The 17,280-nt window shown below is 73.4% G+C and carries 13 protein-coding genes; 4 read left to right on the forward strand and 9 right to left on the reverse strand.

From position 1 onward, the window contains the following. Nucleotides 1-126: 126 nt before the first annotated feature. The 9 genes from ACFCZF_RS23350 to ACFCZF_RS23390 all read right to left on the reverse strand — a co-directional run bounded on the left by ACFCZF_RS23350 (nt 127) and on the right by ACFCZF_RS23390 (nt 9,355). Entirely contained in the window at nt 127-1,368 is a 1,242-nt protein-coding gene (locus ACFCZF_RS23350) for a wax ester/triacylglycerol synthase domain-containing protein (protein ID WP_376673298.1), read from the reverse strand. Nucleotides 1,369-1,480: 112 nt separating this feature from the next. Beyond that, on the reverse strand, nt 1,481-2,803 hold the full coding sequence (locus ACFCZF_RS23355) for an NAD(P)/FAD-dependent oxidoreductase (protein ID WP_376673299.1): 1,323 nt from the start codon (nt 2,801-2,803) through the stop codon (nt 1,481-1,483). Continuing rightward, nucleotides 2,800-3,399 (reverse strand): flavin reductase family protein, encoded by a 600-nt coding sequence (locus ACFCZF_RS23360; RefSeq protein WP_376673300.1) that lies wholly within the window; start codon nt 3,397-3,399, stop codon nt 2,800-2,802. Before ACFCZF_RS23360 ends, ACFCZF_RS23355 begins: the two co-directional genes overlap by 4 nt. Next, nucleotides 3,371-3,838 (reverse strand): aromatase/cyclase, encoded by a 468-nt coding sequence (locus ACFCZF_RS23365; protein WP_376673301.1) that lies wholly within the window; start codon nt 3,836-3,838, stop codon nt 3,371-3,373. The genes ACFCZF_RS23360 and ACFCZF_RS23365 overlap by 29 nt, the downstream gene beginning before the upstream one ends. An 81-nt stretch (nt 3,839-3,919) precedes the next feature. Then, complete coding sequence (locus ACFCZF_RS23370; protein WP_376673363.1) at nt 3,920-5,098, reverse strand: aspartate aminotransferase family protein; 1,179 nt, start codon at nt 5,096-5,098, stop codon at nt 3,920-3,922. Nucleotides 5,099-5,520: 422 nt separating this feature from the next. Continuing rightward, nucleotides 5,521-6,642 (reverse strand): SDR family oxidoreductase, encoded by a 1,122-nt coding sequence (locus tag ACFCZF_RS23375; protein WP_376673302.1) that lies wholly within the window; start codon nt 6,640-6,642, stop codon nt 5,521-5,523. Between the two features lie 54 nt (nt 6,643-6,696). Next, nucleotides 6,697-7,830: an acyl-CoA dehydrogenase gene (locus ACFCZF_RS23380; RefSeq protein ID WP_376673303.1), complete on the reverse strand. Its 1,134-nt coding sequence runs from the start codon at nt 7,828-7,830 to the stop codon at nt 6,697-6,699. Nucleotides 7,831-7,902: 72 nt separating this feature from the next. Further along, nucleotides 7,903-8,865 (reverse strand): bifunctional lysylphosphatidylglycerol flippase/synthetase MprF, encoded by a 963-nt coding sequence (locus ACFCZF_RS23385; RefSeq protein WP_375905578.1) that lies wholly within the window; start codon nt 8,863-8,865, stop codon nt 7,903-7,905. Beyond that, a complete protein-coding gene (locus ACFCZF_RS23390) occupies nt 8,849-9,355 on the reverse strand; it encodes a hypothetical protein (RefSeq protein ID WP_376673304.1) in 507 nt (168 codons plus the stop codon). The genes ACFCZF_RS23385 and ACFCZF_RS23390 overlap by 17 nt, the downstream gene beginning before the upstream one ends. Before the next feature lie 150 nt (nt 9,356-9,505). Between ACFCZF_RS23390 and ACFCZF_RS23395 the strand changes: the two genes are divergently transcribed. From ACFCZF_RS23395 to ACFCZF_RS23410, 4 genes are all read left to right on the forward strand, one after another. Then, a complete protein-coding gene (locus ACFCZF_RS23395) occupies nt 9,506-10,987 on the forward strand; it encodes a PLP-dependent aminotransferase family protein (RefSeq protein WP_376673305.1) in 1,482 nt (493 codons plus the stop codon). Between the two features lie 245 nt (nt 10,988-11,232). After that, the gene (locus ACFCZF_RS23400; protein ID WP_376673306.1) at nt 11,233-12,819 is read left to right on the forward strand and encodes an alkaline phosphatase D family protein; all 1,587 of its coding nucleotides are present in this window, start codon (nt 11,233-11,235) and stop codon (nt 12,817-12,819) included. A gap of 165 nt (nt 12,820-12,984) precedes the next feature. After that, nucleotides 12,985-14,388 (forward strand): SWIM zinc finger family protein, encoded by a 1,404-nt coding sequence (locus ACFCZF_RS23405; protein ID WP_376673307.1) that lies wholly within the window; start codon nt 12,985-12,987, stop codon nt 14,386-14,388. Beyond that, nucleotides 14,385-17,186 carry a DUF6493 family protein gene (locus ACFCZF_RS23410; protein WP_376673308.1) on the forward strand — a complete coding sequence of 934 codons (2,802 nt, stop codon included), beginning with the start codon at nt 14,385-14,387 and terminating at the stop codon, nt 17,184-17,186. Before ACFCZF_RS23405 ends, ACFCZF_RS23410 begins: the two co-directional genes overlap by 4 nt. Nucleotides 17,187-17,280: the final 94 nt, after the last annotated feature.

Here is a 17,280-nt window from a genome sequence, read left to right on the forward strand (position 1 = left end):
GGGGGGTGGGAAGGGCGGCAAAAAGGGTTTTCTTTGCAATGGGGAAAGGGTGAAGGGACCCCCCTAAACAAGACACAAGCCGCGCGCCCTGGGGTTTGTGTCTGCCCCCCGCGCGTGGTGCCGTGGCTACGGCCGCTCCAGCTCCAGCAGCGCCGCGAGCCACAGGTCGGGGAGTTCGTCCGCGGTCGCCAGGGCCTCGTCGTGAACGACGGTCAGGCACGCGGTGTCGTGCTGGCTCGTCAGCGTCGTCACACACCGGATGCCTGACGCGACGCCGGCGAAGGCGGCCGCGCGACGGGCCGCGACCCCCTGGTGGACCAGGGCCGTGCCGAAGTTCACGCTGCTCACCGGGCCGGCCACGAACGCCCCGCGGACCAGGCGGGTGCCGACGGTGGCGCCGAGCGTCCGCGGGGCGGCGGACAGCAGCAGGCGCATGGCGTCGCGCCGCCGGCTCTCCCGCAGCCGGCCCGTGCGGGCGACGACCCGGTCCAGGGCCCGCTGGGGTGACTCCTCGTCGCAGGGCAGCAGGAGCCGGGCGGTGACCATGCGGTTGCCCGGGGCGTACTCCTCCCCCGGGGCCCGGACCGACATCGGGATCGATACGGGCAGCGGCGGATGGGCCGAGCCGGTGTCCTTCAGGTACCAGGTGCGGACGGCGTGGGACAGGGCCGCGAGATAGACGTCCGTGACCGTACCGCCGTGGGCGCGGGCGACGGCGCGCAGCCGGGCCAGCGGGATGTCGGCGTGGCAGACGTCGACGCGGCCCGTGGATTCTCCGTCGAACGCGGGTTTAGGGGTGGGCGCGCGGAAAGCGGCCACCACTTCGCCCAGGGCGTCCGCGAGGCCGTGTGCGGTGGGCCGGGCGGGATGCTGTGGGGCCGGTCCGCCCTCGGGGTGGTCAGCGAGGAGAGCGCGGGCGGTGTAGGCGGCACCCATGCCGTCCTGGAAGGTGTGGTCGGTTCGGTAGACCAGGGTGTGGCGGTCCGCCGGGCCGTGGACCAGCCACACGTCCCAGGGCGGCCGGTCGTCCGTGCTCATCGGCCGGGACAGCATCAGGCGGCTGGTCGCCGACCCGTCGGTGTCCTCGGGCAGCCACGCCTCGTGCACATGCCGGTCCACCGCGATCCGGTCCACTCGCCGGAATTTCCTGCGGTCCCGGGCGATGCGGTAGCGCAACGTCGGGACGCGGTGGACGCGTTCGGCGACCCGCGCGCGTACGGAGTCCAGGGTGGGGGCCCGGCCATCGAACCCGAACGTGAACGCGAGGGGCACAGGGCTGCCGCCCGTCGCCAGGTGGAAGGCGACATCTACGGTTCCCATGGACAGGGCCGACGGCAGGCGGCCGTTCGTACCGAGGTGGGGTCGCATCGTGGAACCTCCTGGTCGGGTTCTGAGGTCTGTGGGGCCGCGAGGCTGGGGTCTGCGGAGCTGGAGTCCGCGGTCTGCGGAGCTGGAGTACGGATGCGGGCAGCGCCCGCCGTCAGCATGTATGCCGCGCGATTCGCCCCATTGCGTCCACGTACGCCCGCAGCAGGGGCCGCACGGGTCCGCGTGCGGGCAGGCGCGGGGCCCGGGAGCGGTGCCACGGGAGCGGTTCGCCGGGTTCCGGCTCACCCAGCAGGGCCGCGGCCACGTGCGCGCCGTGCGCCACGGACAGGGCGAGTCCGTGCCCGCAGCAGCCGCCGATGTACCAGACGTCGTCGAAGCCCGGCACCGGCCCCACCACCGGCAGGTCGTCGCCCGTCATGCCGATGCGGCCGGACCAGCGGTGGGTGACCCGTACCCGGGCGAGGTCCGGATGCAGGGACCGCAGCCACCTCTCCAGCCGGGCCCAGGCACGCTCCCTGACGGCCTGAAGACGGGGAGCGCCGATACCCGCCGGGACCGTGGCGGTACCGCCACCCGCCACCAGGCCCCGGTCCGGGAGCAGCCGGAAGTACGGCGCCATCGGGACGGCGTCGACGACGGAGTGTCCGGCGCGCCCGCCCAGGGCCTCGTAGGCCGGGGCGCTCAGCGGTTCGGTGGCGACGGCGTACACCTCGAGCGGCAGGACGGTGCCGACCGGCAGGTCCAGTGCCTGCGCGGCGGAGTTGACGGCCAGCACCGCCTGACCTGCGTAGAGCCTGCCGTGCGGGAGGACCAGCTCGGGGCCGACCAGGTCGCCTGGGCGCAGGGCCAGCAGCGGGCTGCGGCCGTAGAACCGCACGCCCTTGTCGGCGCAGGCACGGGCGAGGGCGCAGGTCAGGGCGGCCGGGTCGAGGGTCGCGGCGGAGCGGTGCAGGAGTGCCGCCCGGTAGGGCACGCCGACCCGGTCGCGGATGCCGGCCGGGGTGAGGACGGGGACGTCCAGACCGAGTTCGCGGCAGGCGCGGGCCTGGCGGGCGAGTGCCACCAGGCCCGCGGACGACCGCGTGGCCACCAACTGCTCGCCGAGCCGCAGCCCGCAGGGCACGTCGAGCCGGGCGCACAGGTCGAGGACGTCCCGCACCGCCCGCTCGCTGGCTCGGTGCATCCTGCGCGCCGTCTGCGGGCCGAAGCGGCGCACCGCGCGGTCGACCGCGGGGCCGGCCCGGGGCCCCAGCAGACCGGTGCCCCGGCCGCTGGCGCCGGCGGCCGGGTGCTCGGCGTCCACCACCGCGATGTCGAGCCCGGGGGCGCGTTCCGCCAGGTGGTAGGCGCAGGACAACCCGGCCAGGCCGGCCCCGACGACGGCCACGTCGGCGGTGACCACGCCGTGCAGCTGGGGCTGCGTCGGCAGTTCCGCGGGGTCCCAGTACGGCGTCCCGGCCGATGGCCTGGTCATCCGGCGGCGTCCGGCACCGGCTCGGTCAGCGCACCGAACCGGCGGTCGTGCCACAGCAGCGGGCGTCCGCCGCCCACGTGCACGGCGGCGACCCGGCCGACGACGAGGTGGTGGTCGCCGTAGCGGCGTACGTCCTCGGTCAGGCACACCGACCAGGCGAGCGCGCCGGCCAGCACGGGGACGCCCAGCACCTGCCGGGTGTCCGTCCCGGCGAACCGCTCGGCCGCGGTCGTCGCCGGGGACGCGAACCGGCCCGCCAGGTCCTGCTGTTCCTCGCGCAGCAGGTGCACGGCGAAGGACCGGCGGGCCCGGACGGCGGCGAGGGTGCGGGAGCCGTCGCGCAGACAGGCCACGAGCAGCGGCGGGCGGGCGGAGAGGGAGGTGACGGCGGAGACCGTCATGCCGAGCGGGCCGTCCTCACCGCGGGCGGTCACCACGGCCACCCCGGCGGCCAGCTTGGCGTACAGGCCCAGGCAGCGGGCGGCGCCCGGCCCTGGTTCCTCGTGCAGCGGCTCCTCGTGCGGCGGATCGGCGGCCGGGGGCGGGGCGCCCGTTACGGCCGCCCGGTCAGCCACCAGCCGCAGCCGCGCGCTCATCGATCACCTCCGCGCCCGCAAGGCCCCGCAGCACGCGGGCGATGTTGGTCCGCAGGGTCGACTCGGCCACCGGGTCGAGGATCTCGGCCATGGAAGGGATGCCGAGGTCGAAGGCCGCGGTGAAGACGACGAGCGTGCCGCCGTCCCTCGCTTCGCAGCGCCAGCTCCCCTCGAAGGTCTGGAAGTCGCCGCTGAGCTGTTCGAAGGCGATGGAGTACGTCTCGGGCGAGTAGGTGTCGCGTTCCCGCCACCGCATCAGGCCGCCCCGGAACTCGACGGTCCAGTCCGAGACCGTGGAGCCGTCGGGCAGCGGAGGCTCGACATGCACCTCGCGGAAGGTGTCGCTGTACTCGGGATAGCGGCGGAAGTCGCTGATGCGGGCGTAGACGTCGGCGGGTGCCAGTTCGTCGGCGAGGGCGTGCAGGACCACGTGGCGCATGGGTCGTTCGGTTCCTTTCCGGAGGGTTTCCGGACGCTGGTGTCCGGAGCTGGTGGCTGGCGCCGGCGCCAGGAGCCGGTGTCAGCCGGTCATACGGTCGGCCGTGCTGCGCAGGGCCGCGCCGAGGGTGGTGAGGAACAGGTCGAGCGCGGAGTCCTCGACCACGGCCGGCGGGGTCAGCCGCAGCACACGGGTGGAGTTGAGGGAGTTGTTGACGAGCACACCGCGGGAGATCAGTTCCAGCAGGAGTTCGCCGACCGCCTGTTCTTCGGCGAACTCGATACCGATCAGCAGACCCCGGCCGCGCACTTCGCGGACCAGTCCGCCCTCGTACGGCGCGCACACGTCCCGTACGGCGGTGAGGATGCGCGGGCCGAGCGCGGCGGCCCGGGCCACGGTGTCCTCCTCCTCCATCGCCCGTACGGCGGCGAGGGCGGCGGCGCAGGCGATCGGCGAGGCGCCGAAGGTGGAGGTGTGCAGGTAGGGGTCGCGGCTGAAGGGGGCGTAGGCCTCCGCGGTGGCGACCATCGCGGCGACCGGTACGACACCGCCGCTGAGTCCCTTGCCGACGAGCAGCACGTCCGGACGCACGTCCTCGGCGTCGACGCCCCACCAGGTGCCCAGCCGCCCCATGCCGGTCTGGATCTCGTCGACGACCAGCAGGGCGCCGTACGCCTGGCACAGCGCCCGCACCTGGCTGAGGTAGCCGTGGCGGGGGATGCGTACGCCGCCCTCGCCCTGGACGGGTTCGACGATGACGCAGGCCCGGTCGCGGTGGGCGGCCAGCGCCTGTTCGAGGTCGGCCGGGTCGTCGTAGGCCACCTGGGTGACGTCCGGGAGCAGGGGCTGGAAGGGCGTCTGGTACGTGGCGTTGGCGGTGACGCTCAACGCGCCGAGGGTCTTGCCGTGGAAGCCGCTGCGGGTGGTGATCACCGAGGTGAGTCCGTGGGCGCGGGCCAGTTTCAGGGCCGCTTCGGTGGCCTCGGCGCCGGAGTTGACGAAGTGGACGTAGTCGAGGCCGGGCGGGGTGTGGGCGGCCAGGGCCTGGGCGGCCCGGGCGGCGACGGGTTCGAGGAAGACGCGGCTGGCCAGCGGGTGGGTGTCGATCTGCCGGTGCACCGCTTCGACGACGGCCGGGTGGCGGTGGCCCAGGATGAAGACGCCGTAGCCGCCGAAGTCGAGGAAACGGCGGCCGTCGTCGGCGTGGATCCAAGGGCCCTCGGAGCGGATCTCGGCCATGCCGCCCATGACGCGGCCCATCACGGCGCGGCCGGAGCCGATGTGCTTGAGGTAGAGGTCCACGACGTCGGGCCGGTCGGTCGGCGCGGCGGCCCCGGCGCGCGGGGTGGAGGACTCGGAGGCCGGGACGGAGGACCCGGAGGACGGCGTGGGGGTCTCGGAGCGCGGTCCGGCAGCCCCGGAGGCGGACCCGGCAGCCCCGGAACCGGAGGCCGGGGCGGTGGTCCCGGGGGACGCCGTGGCAGCCCCGGAGGTGGACCCGGCAGCCCCAGAGGTCGGCCCGGCAGCCCCGGAGGACGACGCGGCTGCGGTGGTCCCGGGGGACGCCGTGGCAGCCCCAGAGGCGGACCCGGCAGCCGCAGAGGACGGCCCGGCAGCCCCGGAGGACGACGCGGAGGCCCCGGAGGACGGCCCGGTGGTACCGGTGGACGGGGGCGACACGGTCATGACGCCACCTCCATCGGAACGGCCGCGGCGGTCCGGTTCCGGGTGAGCAGGCCGGCCCTGTCCCCCGCCCAGCTCTCCGCGTTGCGTACGAGCGCGGCCCTGATGTCGGTCCGGGTCAGGCGGGTGCCGCAGTCGGGTTCGCCGAGGGATGTGTCGAACGGCAGCTCCCGCTGGAACACCAGCAGCAGTTCCGCGTAGTACTCCAGCCGCCGCCGGAGGGACGCGGGCAGCGAGGTGCCCTCCAGCATCGGCAGGAGCAGCCGGTGCACGGCCTCGACGGGGATGAGCCGGGGCCGCTGGGGCCGGGGGAGGCCGTGGCGTACGGCGACGTCCGCGCAGACGTCGGCGAACTCCCGCAGGTCGATGGCCTCCTTGCCCGCCGTCAGCCAGTACTCGCCGTCGGCCACGCCGCCCCGGACCAGGTCGCCGATGGCCCGCGAGACGTAGTCCTGGGGCACCATGTCGATCCGGGCCTCGGGGGCTCCGGGCAGCACCGGGGCCTGCCCCAGGACCATCGAGCCGATCGTCTTGGTCAGCCCCTGCTGAACGGCGATCCGCCCGCTGACGGAGTCGCCCATGACGACCGAGGGCCGGACGATGGCGCCGGGCACGCCCGCCTCGCGTGTCATCTGTTCGGCCCTGGCCTTGGAGTCGAGGTAGGCGGCGGCACCCGGGAAGCGCCGGCGGTCCTCCTCGGTGGGCGTGTTGGCCACGAACGCGGTACTCACCAGGTACAGCGGGGCGTCGGCCCGGGCCGCCAGGTCGAGCATGGTGTCGGCACCGCGCAGGTTGGTGCGCGTGATGTCCTGTGGCGCAGTACGCCAGTTGGTCTCGGCGGCGCAGTGCAGCACCACGTCCACCTCAAGGGCCAGTTCGTGCCAGGCCAGTGGGCTCAGGCCGAGCCGGGGAGCGACCAGGTCGCCCTGGAGCTCGCGCACCCGCGGATCGCGCAACGGTGTGTTGCGGCGCAGGCACAGCAGGTCGAAGTCGGGTGACAGCTCGTCGATCAGGGCACGTCCGAGCACTCCGGAACCGCCGGTGAGCAGCAGGGAGGGGCGGTCGCGCCGTCCCGTACGGCCGACGGGCAGGAGGGCGAGACGCTGGTTGTCTGACGGCATGGGGGGTGTGTTCTCCCAACGGGTCTCGGCCCACCGATGGACGGTGGGGCGCGGTCAGGCGATGGCGAGTGGCCGGTCGGCCAGGTACGCGGAGAACGGGCCGGTCATCCGGGAGCGCGACGGCGGGTGCAGGGAGAGTCCGTTGGCGCAGGCGGCCAGGTGGCCCACCTCGTCGGACGTCATGAAGTTGAGGCCGCCGAGGAGTTCGACCGCGCGCGGGACGACCCGGGCGATGGCGTCCTGGACGCCGTAGCGCACGTACAACGCCTGTGCGAGCGCCGACTCGTCGAGGTCACCGGCGTCGATACGCCGGGCGACGCCCTCGGCGGTGGCCATGGCGGCCTCGGTCTCGACGAAGAGGCGTACGCGCTCGTGCTCGGGGATGCGGTCGTTCAGCAGCACCCGCTCCACCAGCGCGCTCGCGGCGCCGAGGTAGCTGCCCGTCATCAGCGTCTGGAACCAGATCAGACCGGCCGTCTGAAGTTCGTCGAGCTGTTCACCGGAGGGCGTCCCGGTGCGCAGCAGGAGTTCCGGCGGTACGAGGACGTCGGTGAGCGTGACCTGTTCGCTCTCGGCCCCGGCGAGGAAGGCGCTGGACCAGAAGCCGCTGACGCTCATCCCCTCGCTCTCCGCGGGCACGAGGGCTACGGCGAGTTCGTCGCCCTGCCCGTCCTCGCGCGGGATCATCACGCTGGCGGTGAGCACGTCCATGGAGTGGGCCAGGCTGCACGGCCGTTTGACGCCGTTGATCCGGACGCCGTCCGCGGTCACCGTGGCGGTCATCGACGGGTCGAGGATGCCTGCGCCGCTGCGGCCCTCGGCGAAGCCGGAGGCGATGACGCGGTTGGACGAGGCCGCCCCCTCGATCAGCATCCACTCCAGGCCATCGCCGAGGCCACCGATCCCGACAAGGGTGGCCATGGAGAAGTGGTGCATGGTGGTGGCCACGGCCAGGGACGGCGAGCGGCTGCCGATGGCCCGCTGCACGCGCAGGGCGTCGAGCGCGGTGGCGCCCCGGCCCTGGTGGGCCTCGGGGACGAGCAGTCCTGGACCGCCGCTGTCCCGGAAGTGCCGGATGCCCGGGCTGCCCGGCCGCTCCAGTTCCATCAGCGGGGCCTCGCGCAGGGCGGGGTCCAGTTCGGGCAGCAGCTTCGCGAGGGTGGCGCGTTCACGCTCTAGGAATCTCATGGGCGTGCGGTCCTCCAGGGTGGGACGAATGCGGAATCGGCGCGGCACTCGCGCGGCCGTGGACGCGGTGGCTCAGAGGGCGTTGGTGGCGCGCAGCAGCTGCCAGACCGCGCCGGGGCGGGGCCTGCCGCGGAAGGCGATGTACTCCGGCAGGACCACGTGCGGGGCCCACTTCTGCTTGTACTCGAGCTGGGAGGCCGCCGGGTAGATCACGTCGCCGCGCTCGGCCAGGAGACGGGCGAACCGGGTGAACATACGGCTGGCACCGGGTAGTTCGTGCTCCGGGTCGAGCGCGGTGAACGGGGTGAACCCGAAGTGCAGCCAGCCCGCCCCCTCGGCGGTCAGCCGTTCCATGACGGTGGCGTTGAGCGCCTCCATCACGCCGGGCGGAGCGTCGGGGCGGCGCCGGCTGAGGTCGTGCAGCCAGCCGGAGCGGCTGCCGTAGACCGGTGAGTAGTTGATGTAGCCGGCCGTCTCGCCGTCGATCCGGCCGACGAACAGACGGCGGTGCCTTTGCAGGCTCCCGTTGCGCTGGCCGATGAGGAAGCGCAGCTCCTTGGCGTGCCGGCCCTTGTCCCGCAGCCAGCACTGGTCGATCCGGTCCAGTTCGGCGCAGTCGTCGCCGGCCATGACCTCGGCGACCTCCAGGCCCGCCCGCCGGGCGCGCGAGATCTTGTTCCGCAGCCGGACGAACCGTGAGCCGCGCAGCGTGAAACGGCTCAGGTCGACCGCGTACGACGCCCCGAGCTGGTTGACCGTGAAGCCGTGCGCCGCGTACAGCTCGGCGTCCGCCCGCTGCAGTTGCACGGCGACCAGACGGCGGCCGGCGTGGGCGGCGAACGCGTCCAGCAGGCGTGCGCGGTGTTCCGGCGCGGTGAACGGGCCGCCGAATTGCAGTACGTAGCGGCCCGAGGTGCGATAGGCGCAGGCGCCGTCGAACCCGCCGTCGTGGAAGTACGCGTTCCCGCTGTTGAGGGCGAGAAAGGAACTGGGGTTGTCGCTGTGCGCGGCAAGTGTGTCAAGCACGGACGGCATCGGTGTCCTCCACGGAAGTCCGCGCGGCGGTACTTTGACCGGTAACCGCCGCCGAGTGGTACCGCTGCTCGAACCTGCGGAACTCCGGGGTGGTTTCCGGCTCGAAGGCGACACCGAAGGGTTTGAGGGAGTTCCCGAAGAGGGCCCGGTCGCCCATGAGGTGGATCGGGAGGGCCAGCAGTGCCCATTCCGGCCGGACGAACAGCGCCCACGCCCCCGCCAGGACACCCGCTGTGACCAGGCTGTGCATCGTGTTGTAGGCCACGTAGCAGCCGCGCGGAACGTGTCCGTCCGGGCTGCGCCGGAAGGCGATCGCGCCGGGCAGGTATCCGATGACGTCGATCACCACGAACAACAGGACGAAGACGGCCCAGCGGATTTCCGTGAGGTGCTGGAACGCGAGCACGACAGATACGGTGAGAAAGCCAAGCCATTCGAGTCGGGAGAGAGCGAAGGTGGTCTTCGTCTCGAAACGGTTCTTGGAGTCCACGGGCGCTCCTGGATTGCGCTTACGATTCCGGGGCGGGACCTCGGTCTGCCCCCTCGCTGTGGTCTGTCACTCCGGTTTACGCACCAACGGGTCCAACCCCTCGTAAAATGCGGGGTGCTTGAAAGACACGATGCTGGGGGGACTTCTTTCATGACGCCGTCGACCGGTCAGGGCGGCCCTCTGGGCTCCGCCGACCGAGACGCCCATCGCAACACCCGTCGCAGCGCCGACAGCAGCGCCGCCTGGGAGTTGCTGCTGCCCGCCGCCTCGGCGCCGGCACGCGCGCGCGGGCGCGCGCTTCAGGCGGCGCTGCGCGACGCGGTCCGCTCGGGCCGGCTCACGCCGGGCACCCGCCTCCCGTCCAGCCGGGACCTGGCGGCCGACCTCGGGGTGTCGCGGGGGCTGGTGACGGAGGCGTACGAGCAGCTGACGGCCGAGGGCTATCTGCGCAGCGGGCAGGGTGCGGGGACCTGGGTGGGGGACGCCGTGCGGGCCGCCCGTCCGCGCGCGCGTGATCTCGCCCCGCGCTCCCCCGCCGACCGTGTCGACTTCGTGCCGGGGACGCCGGATCTCTCGCTCTTCCCGCGCTCGGCGTGGGCCGCCGCTCAGCGGGGCGTGTTGGCGGAGCTGCCGCACGAGAGCCTCGGCTACCCCGACCCTCGCGGGCTGCCCCGGCTGCGGACCGCGCTGGCCGAGCTGCTCGCGCGGCGCCGGGGCGTGGTGGCCGACCCGGAGCGGATCATGGTGGTCTCCGGGGTGGCGCAGGCGACGGCGCTGCTCGCGAGCGTGCTCCACGCGCGCGGGGTGCGCGCCACCGGCGTCGAGGATCCCGGCAGCCCCCAGCACGACGCCCTGTACGCGTCGGCGGGCGTGGACACCGTGCCGCTGCCGCTGGACGACGAGGGACTCGCCGTCGGCCCGCTGCACGCCTCGGGCGTACGGACCGTCGTGACGACTCCGGCCCACCAGTTCCCCACCGGGATCGCCTACTCCGCGCGGCGGCGCGGCAAACTGCTGGACTGGGCACGGACCGTGGACGGCCTCGTCCTGGAGGACGACTACGACGGCGACTTCCGGTACGACCGTGCCCCCGTGGGCGCACTCCAGGGACTCGATCCGGAACGCGTCGCCTACACGGGTTCGGTCAGCAAGTCCCTCGCGCCGGGGCTGCGGCTGGGCTGGCTGCTGGTGCCGGAGTGGCTGGCGGACGACGTCGTCGAGCGCAAACGCACCACGGACCTCGGGCATCCGGCCCTCGACCAGGCACTCTTCGCCCGCTTCGTGGAACGCGGCGACTACGACCGCCAACTGCGCGTCTGTCAGCGCGCCTACCGTGAGCGGCGCGACGCCATGGTCGACGCCCTTGAGGAGCACTTTCCCGGCTCCCAGGTGTCCGGCATCGCCGCCGGACTCCACGCCATCGCCACACTCCCCGGGCGGTACGGCCCCGAGGAGCGTTTCCTCGCGCGCGTGAGGGAGGCCGGGGTCGCCGTGCGTTCGCTGGCGGAGTACGGGCACGGGGTGGGTGGCGACGAGGCGGCGGCGAAGGAGGTGCGGCTGGTGCTGGGCTACGCGCACCTGACACCGGCCCGCATTCGTGCGGGGGTGGAGATGATGGGCGGGGCTGTGTGATGCGGGGCGGGGGTGTGTGATGCGAGGCAGCCTGTGTGATGCGGGGCAGGCTGTGTGATGCGGGGCAGGCTGTGACGGGGGCAGGCTGTGTGACGCGGGGCGGGTGAGGTGCTTGCACGCGCGCGGGCGGCCGGTTGTTCACCCGGAATTTCCGCGGTCGCCGCGCCGCACCAGTAGGTCTGGCTCTGCACACTGGCCGGAACACTGGCCGGATCCCGTCCCTGGACGTCCCTGGAGGCGCATCCATGTCACACCGTCCGTTGCCCGGTCGCCGCAGCGTGCTGCGCGGCTCCCTCGCCGCGTCGGCGGCCCTGACCCTGCCCACCGCCCTCGGTGCGGCGCCTGCGTTCGCCCGTTCCGGGCGACCGGGAGCGGGCTGGGGCGTGCAGACGGGAGACGTGACCTCCCACTCCGGTCTCGTGTGGGTTCGGTCCGACCGGCCGGCCCGGATGATCGTCGAGACATCTGCCACCGAGTCGTTCCGCAATGCCCGCAGATGGCGCGGCCCGCTGCTCGGAGCGGACACGGACTTCACCGGCACGACCAGGCTGCGCGGACTGCCGCCGGGCGAGCAGATCCACTACCGCGTGCTCCTCGCCGACCCGGACGACCCGCGCCGCACCGGTGAGCCGGTCCCCGGCACCTTCCGCACGGCGCCGGTCCGCAGGCGCGAGGGGACGCGCTTCGTGTGGTCCGGCGACCTGGCGGGCCAGGGCTGGGGCATCAACCCCGACCTCGGCGGCTACCGCATCTACGACGCCATGGGCGCCCTGGACCCGGACTTCTTCCTGTGCAGCGGCGACACCATCTACGCCGACGGCCCCATCGCGGAGACGGCCGCCCTCCCCGACGGCGGCACCTGGCGGAACATCACCACCGAGGAGAAGTCCAAGGTCGCCGAGACCCTCGCCGAGTTCCGCGGCAACTTCCGCTACAACCTGCTCGACGAGAACCTGCGGCGCTTCAACGCCCAGGTCCCGTCGGTCGTCCAGTGGGACGACCACGAGGTGCGCAACAACTGGTACCCGGGCCAGGTGATCGCGGACACGGACAGCCGCTACACCGAGAAGAGCGTGGACGTGCTGGCCGCCCGCGCCCGGCGCGCGTTCGGCGAGTACTTCCCGATCTCCACCCTGCGCCCCGGCGCGCGGGAGGGGCGCGTGCACCGGGTACTGCGCCAGGGCCCGCTCCTCGACGTGTTCGTGCTGGACATGCGGACGTACCGCGACGCCAACTCACCCGGTGACCAGACCGTTGACCCGCAGGGCATCCTGGGCCGCGAGCAGTTGGAGTGGCTCAAGCGGGAACTGTCGCGGTCGCGTGCGGTGTGGAAGGTGATCGCGGCCGACATGCCGATCGGCCTGGTCGTGCCCGACGCCACCGAGGGGAAGGCGAACATCGAGGGAGTGGCGCAGGGCGACCCCGGCGCGCCTCTGGGGCGTGAACTGCAGATCGCCGAGCTGCTGCGCCACATCAAGCACCGGCGGATCACCGGCACGGTGTGGCTGACGGCCGACGTGCACCACACCTCGGCACAGCACTATCAGCCCTCGCGTGCCGCGTTCACCGACTTCGAGCCGTTCTGGGAGTTCGTGTCCGGGCCGCTCAACGCGGGCGCGTTCCCGGCCAGCGCCCTCGACGGGACCTTCGGCCCGGAGAGGGTGTTCGTGAAGGCGCCGACCGCTTCGAACGTCTCGCCCGCGGGCGGCTACCAGTTCTTCGGCGAGGTCGACATCGACGGCGACAGCGCCGAGATGACGGTGCGTCTGCGTGAGCAGGACGGCACGGTGCTGCACACGAAGGTGCTCCAGCCAGGCCGGGTCGGCCAGTAGTTCCCGTAGCCTGTCGGGTGTGCCGCGTGCCGGCGTCATCCCCCGGTGCGCGGCTCGCGGCCCCGTCCGCGTTCCCGCGCGTCGCGCATCCGCCAACTCCTCGCTCTGCGACACCGTTTGCGCAGGTCAAGCCGATTGTCAGTGGTCGGCTCTACGGTTTTTCGCATGACGCGATCTTTGCAGGCCGTGGCCTATCGACGACCCTCCGTGCTGGAATCCGTGGCGGGCGGACAGCGCCTGGGGCTGGAGACCTCCGAGGGGTCGACACCTCACGGTGCCGTGGACCATCCACGGTTCTTCGCAGGCTTCCTGACCTCCCCTCAGCAGGCGTCGGTGGGCTTGCTCGCGGTGGCCGACGTGGCCGCCGCCCGGTACTACCAGCCGCAGCTGCGCGCCTCGCTCGACCCGGTGGTGACGGGCAACGGAGACCGGCTGCGTTTCGAGTCCTTCTCCGGCTGCGGAGGGGTGTACGCGCGCCTGGACGTGCTGGAGACGGGACTCGACGGCGGCGAGGTCGGGCACGGCACGACGAACGTCGACGTCAACAACCCGCTGCGCGAGGCCCTGTCCCGGATCGGCGCGGAGGACCCGCTCCATCTGCGGGTCGGCCCCGAGGAACTGGCCGTGACCACGCTGGACGGCCCCGTCGTGGAGAAGAAGGTGCCGCTGCCGGACCGGTGGCTGCGCGGCTTCGCCGAGGCGCAGGTCATAGCGGCCGGCTTCGATCTGCGGGCCGAACTGGACGCCGGTGATGCGGTCCGCTTCCTGCGTTCGCTGCCCCGCGGCGGCAGGAGCGGGGCGGCCGGCCCCCGGTGGGTGGTGCCGTCCGGGCGTACGCTGCGGCCGACGACCCGTGCGGTGCCCGGCGCGGTGTGCCTGCCCGGTCCTGAGCGGCTGGTCGCGCTCCAGCGGGTGCTGCGGCACGCCACTGCGCTGCGCGTCTACGGACCCGCGGTCGCCTCCGGAGCCGCGGCCACGGCGTCCGCCTGGGAGGTGTTGCTGCCGGGCATGCGCCTCACCCTCACCCTCTCCCCCCACGCCGCCCGTGGGTTCTCCGGCGAGGGCGGCGTCCTCGACGCCCTCGCCACCGACGAGGCCGCCGCGGACGCCGAACTCATCTCGGTGCTTCTCGCCTGGGAGCCGCGCATCGACATCGCCGACCTGGCCGCCGACTCGGGGCTGACCGCGGAGCGGGTGCGCTCCGCACTGGTCCGCCTCGGCACCTCGGGGCGCGTCGGGTACGACACGGCGGAGGCGGCGTACTTCCACCGGGAGCTGCCCTACGACGCGGAACGCGTGGAGCGCCACAACCCCCGCCTGAGGTCGGCCCGGTCACTGGTGGCCGCGGGCGCGGTCGCCCTTGACGGTGCGATCGGGACGGTCACGGCCGAGGACGGGCATGTGCACCGGGTGCGCGACGAGGCGGGGGTCCTCACGTGCAGCTGCCTGTGGTGGGCCAAGTACCGGGGCGGACGCGGGCCGTGCAAGCACGCGCTGGCGGTCCGAATGGCACGGCGGGGCGCCGCGGCGACGCAGGTGACGGTTCGGTTCGACGGGGGTGCGCGATGACGGCGACGGCTACGACGGCTACGACGGCTACGACGGCTACGACGGCTACGACGGCTACGACGGCTACGACGGCTACGACGGCTACGACGGCTACGACGAGTGTGCTGGTGGGGGCGGTGCGAGCCGGGCGGACGGCCGACGTCGTGTCGCTGCTCGACGGCATGACCGACGCCGAGCGGCGCTCGTGCTTCCCGGAGCTGAAGGCCCTCCGCAAGGAGCTCAGGACCGCTCGCTGGTCCGCGGAGTCCCGCCGTACCCATCCGGCACTGCACGCGGCCGGGGCTGCGTGCCAGACCGGCGCGGCGGCCGTGGCGAACTGGCTCGCGGCCCTCGACATGCGCTGGTCGCAGGCGTCGCCGGCCGTACTGCTGCACGTCCTGGGCGACCGCGACCCCGGCTGGCTGGCCGACGTGGTCCACCGTCTCGCCCAGCGCCCGACCGGCTCCAACGTGTCGTACGAGCTGATGGCCGGCCTCGTTCGGCTCTCCGGTTGCCCGGTGCCGACGACGGAGGCATACGTCGAGGGCTGGCTGTTCCACATCGGCGGCACCTGGCAGCGCGGCGGCACGGTACGCGACCGCCTGCGACAGGACCCGCATCTGGCCGAGCTGGTCGCCGCCCTCTTCCGCACCGACGGCATCGGCACACAGCTGGGCCGGCTGGCCGGCGACGGACCGGACAGCTGGACCAGGGCGCTGGCACAGCTGACGGCCGAGGGTGCCCTCGACCGGAAGGCGATGATCGACGGGTGCGTGGCGCGGCTGCTGCGCGGCGGCACGCCCGCCGAGATCCGGGTGTTCCTGCGCGTGCTCCAGGATCTCGGGCTCACCCCCGAAGAGGAACGGCACCGGGTGTCCGACTGGACGGCGCTCGCCTCGGACGCGGTGTCCGCGGTGGCCTCCTACGCCCAGTCGGTGCTGGGCGCCCTGGCCCTGGACGGGAAGCTGCCACCTCGTCGGCTGGCGGAGCTGACCGACGCGGTGCTGTTCCGCCCGGAGAAGAAGCTTGTGCGCGCCCAACTCGTGCTGCTGGGCAAGGTGCTCGCGCGGGACGCCTCCGCAGCCGGGGAACTGCTCCCGGCCGTGGCGCAGGCGTTCGGGCACGAGGACTCCGACGTGCAGGAGCGTGCCCTGAAGCTGGTCGAGCGGCACGTCGGCAAGGTCACCGCCACCGACGTAGCGAGCGATCTGGCGTACGCGGCAGAGCAGTTGACACCCGTGTTGCGGAGGCGTGCCGTCCGGACCCTGGGCGCGGCACCGCCGGCGCCGGATCCCGTGGCCTACGAGGAGGCGCTCCCTCCCCCGCCGGAACCGGTGCGCCTGGCCCCCTCCCCCGGGTCGGCGATCGAACTCGCCGAGGAGATCGGCGCGTTGCTGGCCTCCGGCGGTGATGTGTCCACCTTCGAGCGCGCTCTGGACGGACTGGTCAGGCACAACCACCACAACCCGGACGCCCTGCTGCGGGCACTCGAACCGGTGATCGCCCGCCGCTGGTGGGCCGGCCGTGAGCGGCTCTACGGGCGCCGCTCGGACGACTACTTCGACGGCCACCACGAACTGCTGGACAGCGGGAGCGCCTTCGACCTCCTCCTCGCGACACTGCGGGGGGACGTGCGCACCACCACGCTCCGCCGGGCCGTCCGGCACGAGGGCACGGACCACGGCTGTGTGCACAGCTCCCTGGCCCGCCCCTTCGAGGCCCGTCTGTGGGAGGTGGCCCACCGGCTGCGCACCGATCCGCAGCCGTTCCTGCTCGCCACACCCACCTGGGGCACCGGCCTGCTGGAGCCCGACGAACTGGTGGACCGTCTGGAAGCCTACCGGCGCCTGGGTGCCCGGGTCGCGGTGGTCGACTTCGGGCAGGCGCTGCTGCGGGTACGGCGCGGTGACCGTACGGCGGCCCTGGCGGCCGCGAAGCGAGCGTCGGCGCTGGGCACCGAGGAGGGTAAGCGGCTCGCACGGTGGCTGACCGCCGAGGGGACCGGTCTGCCCACCTCTCGGCGGACGGCGGACGCCCGCACCCTGGTCGAGTTCGGTGAGGTGCCGGAACTGCGGGACGACCTCCCGGCCGGGCTCCGGCCGTTGGGGCAGTCGGTGAGTGTGTACCGGGAGCGCTGGTACTGCCGTCACTGGAACGGCGAGATACGGCAGCACTGGCTCGCCCTGCTGCCGGAGCGGCCGGAGCTGGTGGCCGCGCGCCTGCTGCGGGAGGTGTCCGCGGTGGCCGTGGACGACGACCGGGGCGCCGCCGCCGTACTGCCGCGCCTCGCCGAGGCGGATGGCGAGGCGGGAGAGTCAGTGCACCTGTGCGTGGCGTACGGGCTCGGCGCCCGGCACGCGGAGGACCGGCTGGCCGCCGTGGACGCCCTGCTGGTGCTGGCGGCGCGCGACCGGCTCGACACCGACCGGCTGGGCGCGGACCTGGGCCAGTTGGTGCGGCGCGGCGCGGTGAAGCCGGTGCGGCTCGCCGACGCGGTGCGGACCGCGGCGGCGACGGGGGCGAACGCCACTATCTGGGGCGTGCTCCGTCAGGTGTTGCCCGTCCTGCTCGCCGACCTCGCCACCGACTCGACCGGCTCGACCGGCTCGACCGGCCCATCGGCCCGCGGGCTCGGCGAACTGCTCGCCGTGGCCGCCGAGTGCGCTGAGCGGATGGGCGCCCGGGGCGAACTGCCGCATCTGTCGGGGGCGGCGGACCGACGCGGTTCGTCCCGGCTGGTGACGCAGGCCAGGCGGCTGCGCAGCGCGCTGGCGGAGACGATGGCAGGCGAGGTGGCAGGGAAGGTGGCCGCCGCCTGACACGGCACTGGTAAAAAGCGCAACAAATGTCCCAGAAGCCTTCTTTACCCATCGGTCACAGAGCGTTCGTGATCACGCAACACCGTTCCTTCAC

It is taken from the genome of Streptomyces sp. NPDC056296 (genome assembly GCF_042268605.1).
GTDB lineage: Bacteria > Actinomycetota > Actinomycetes > Streptomycetales > Streptomycetaceae > Streptomyces.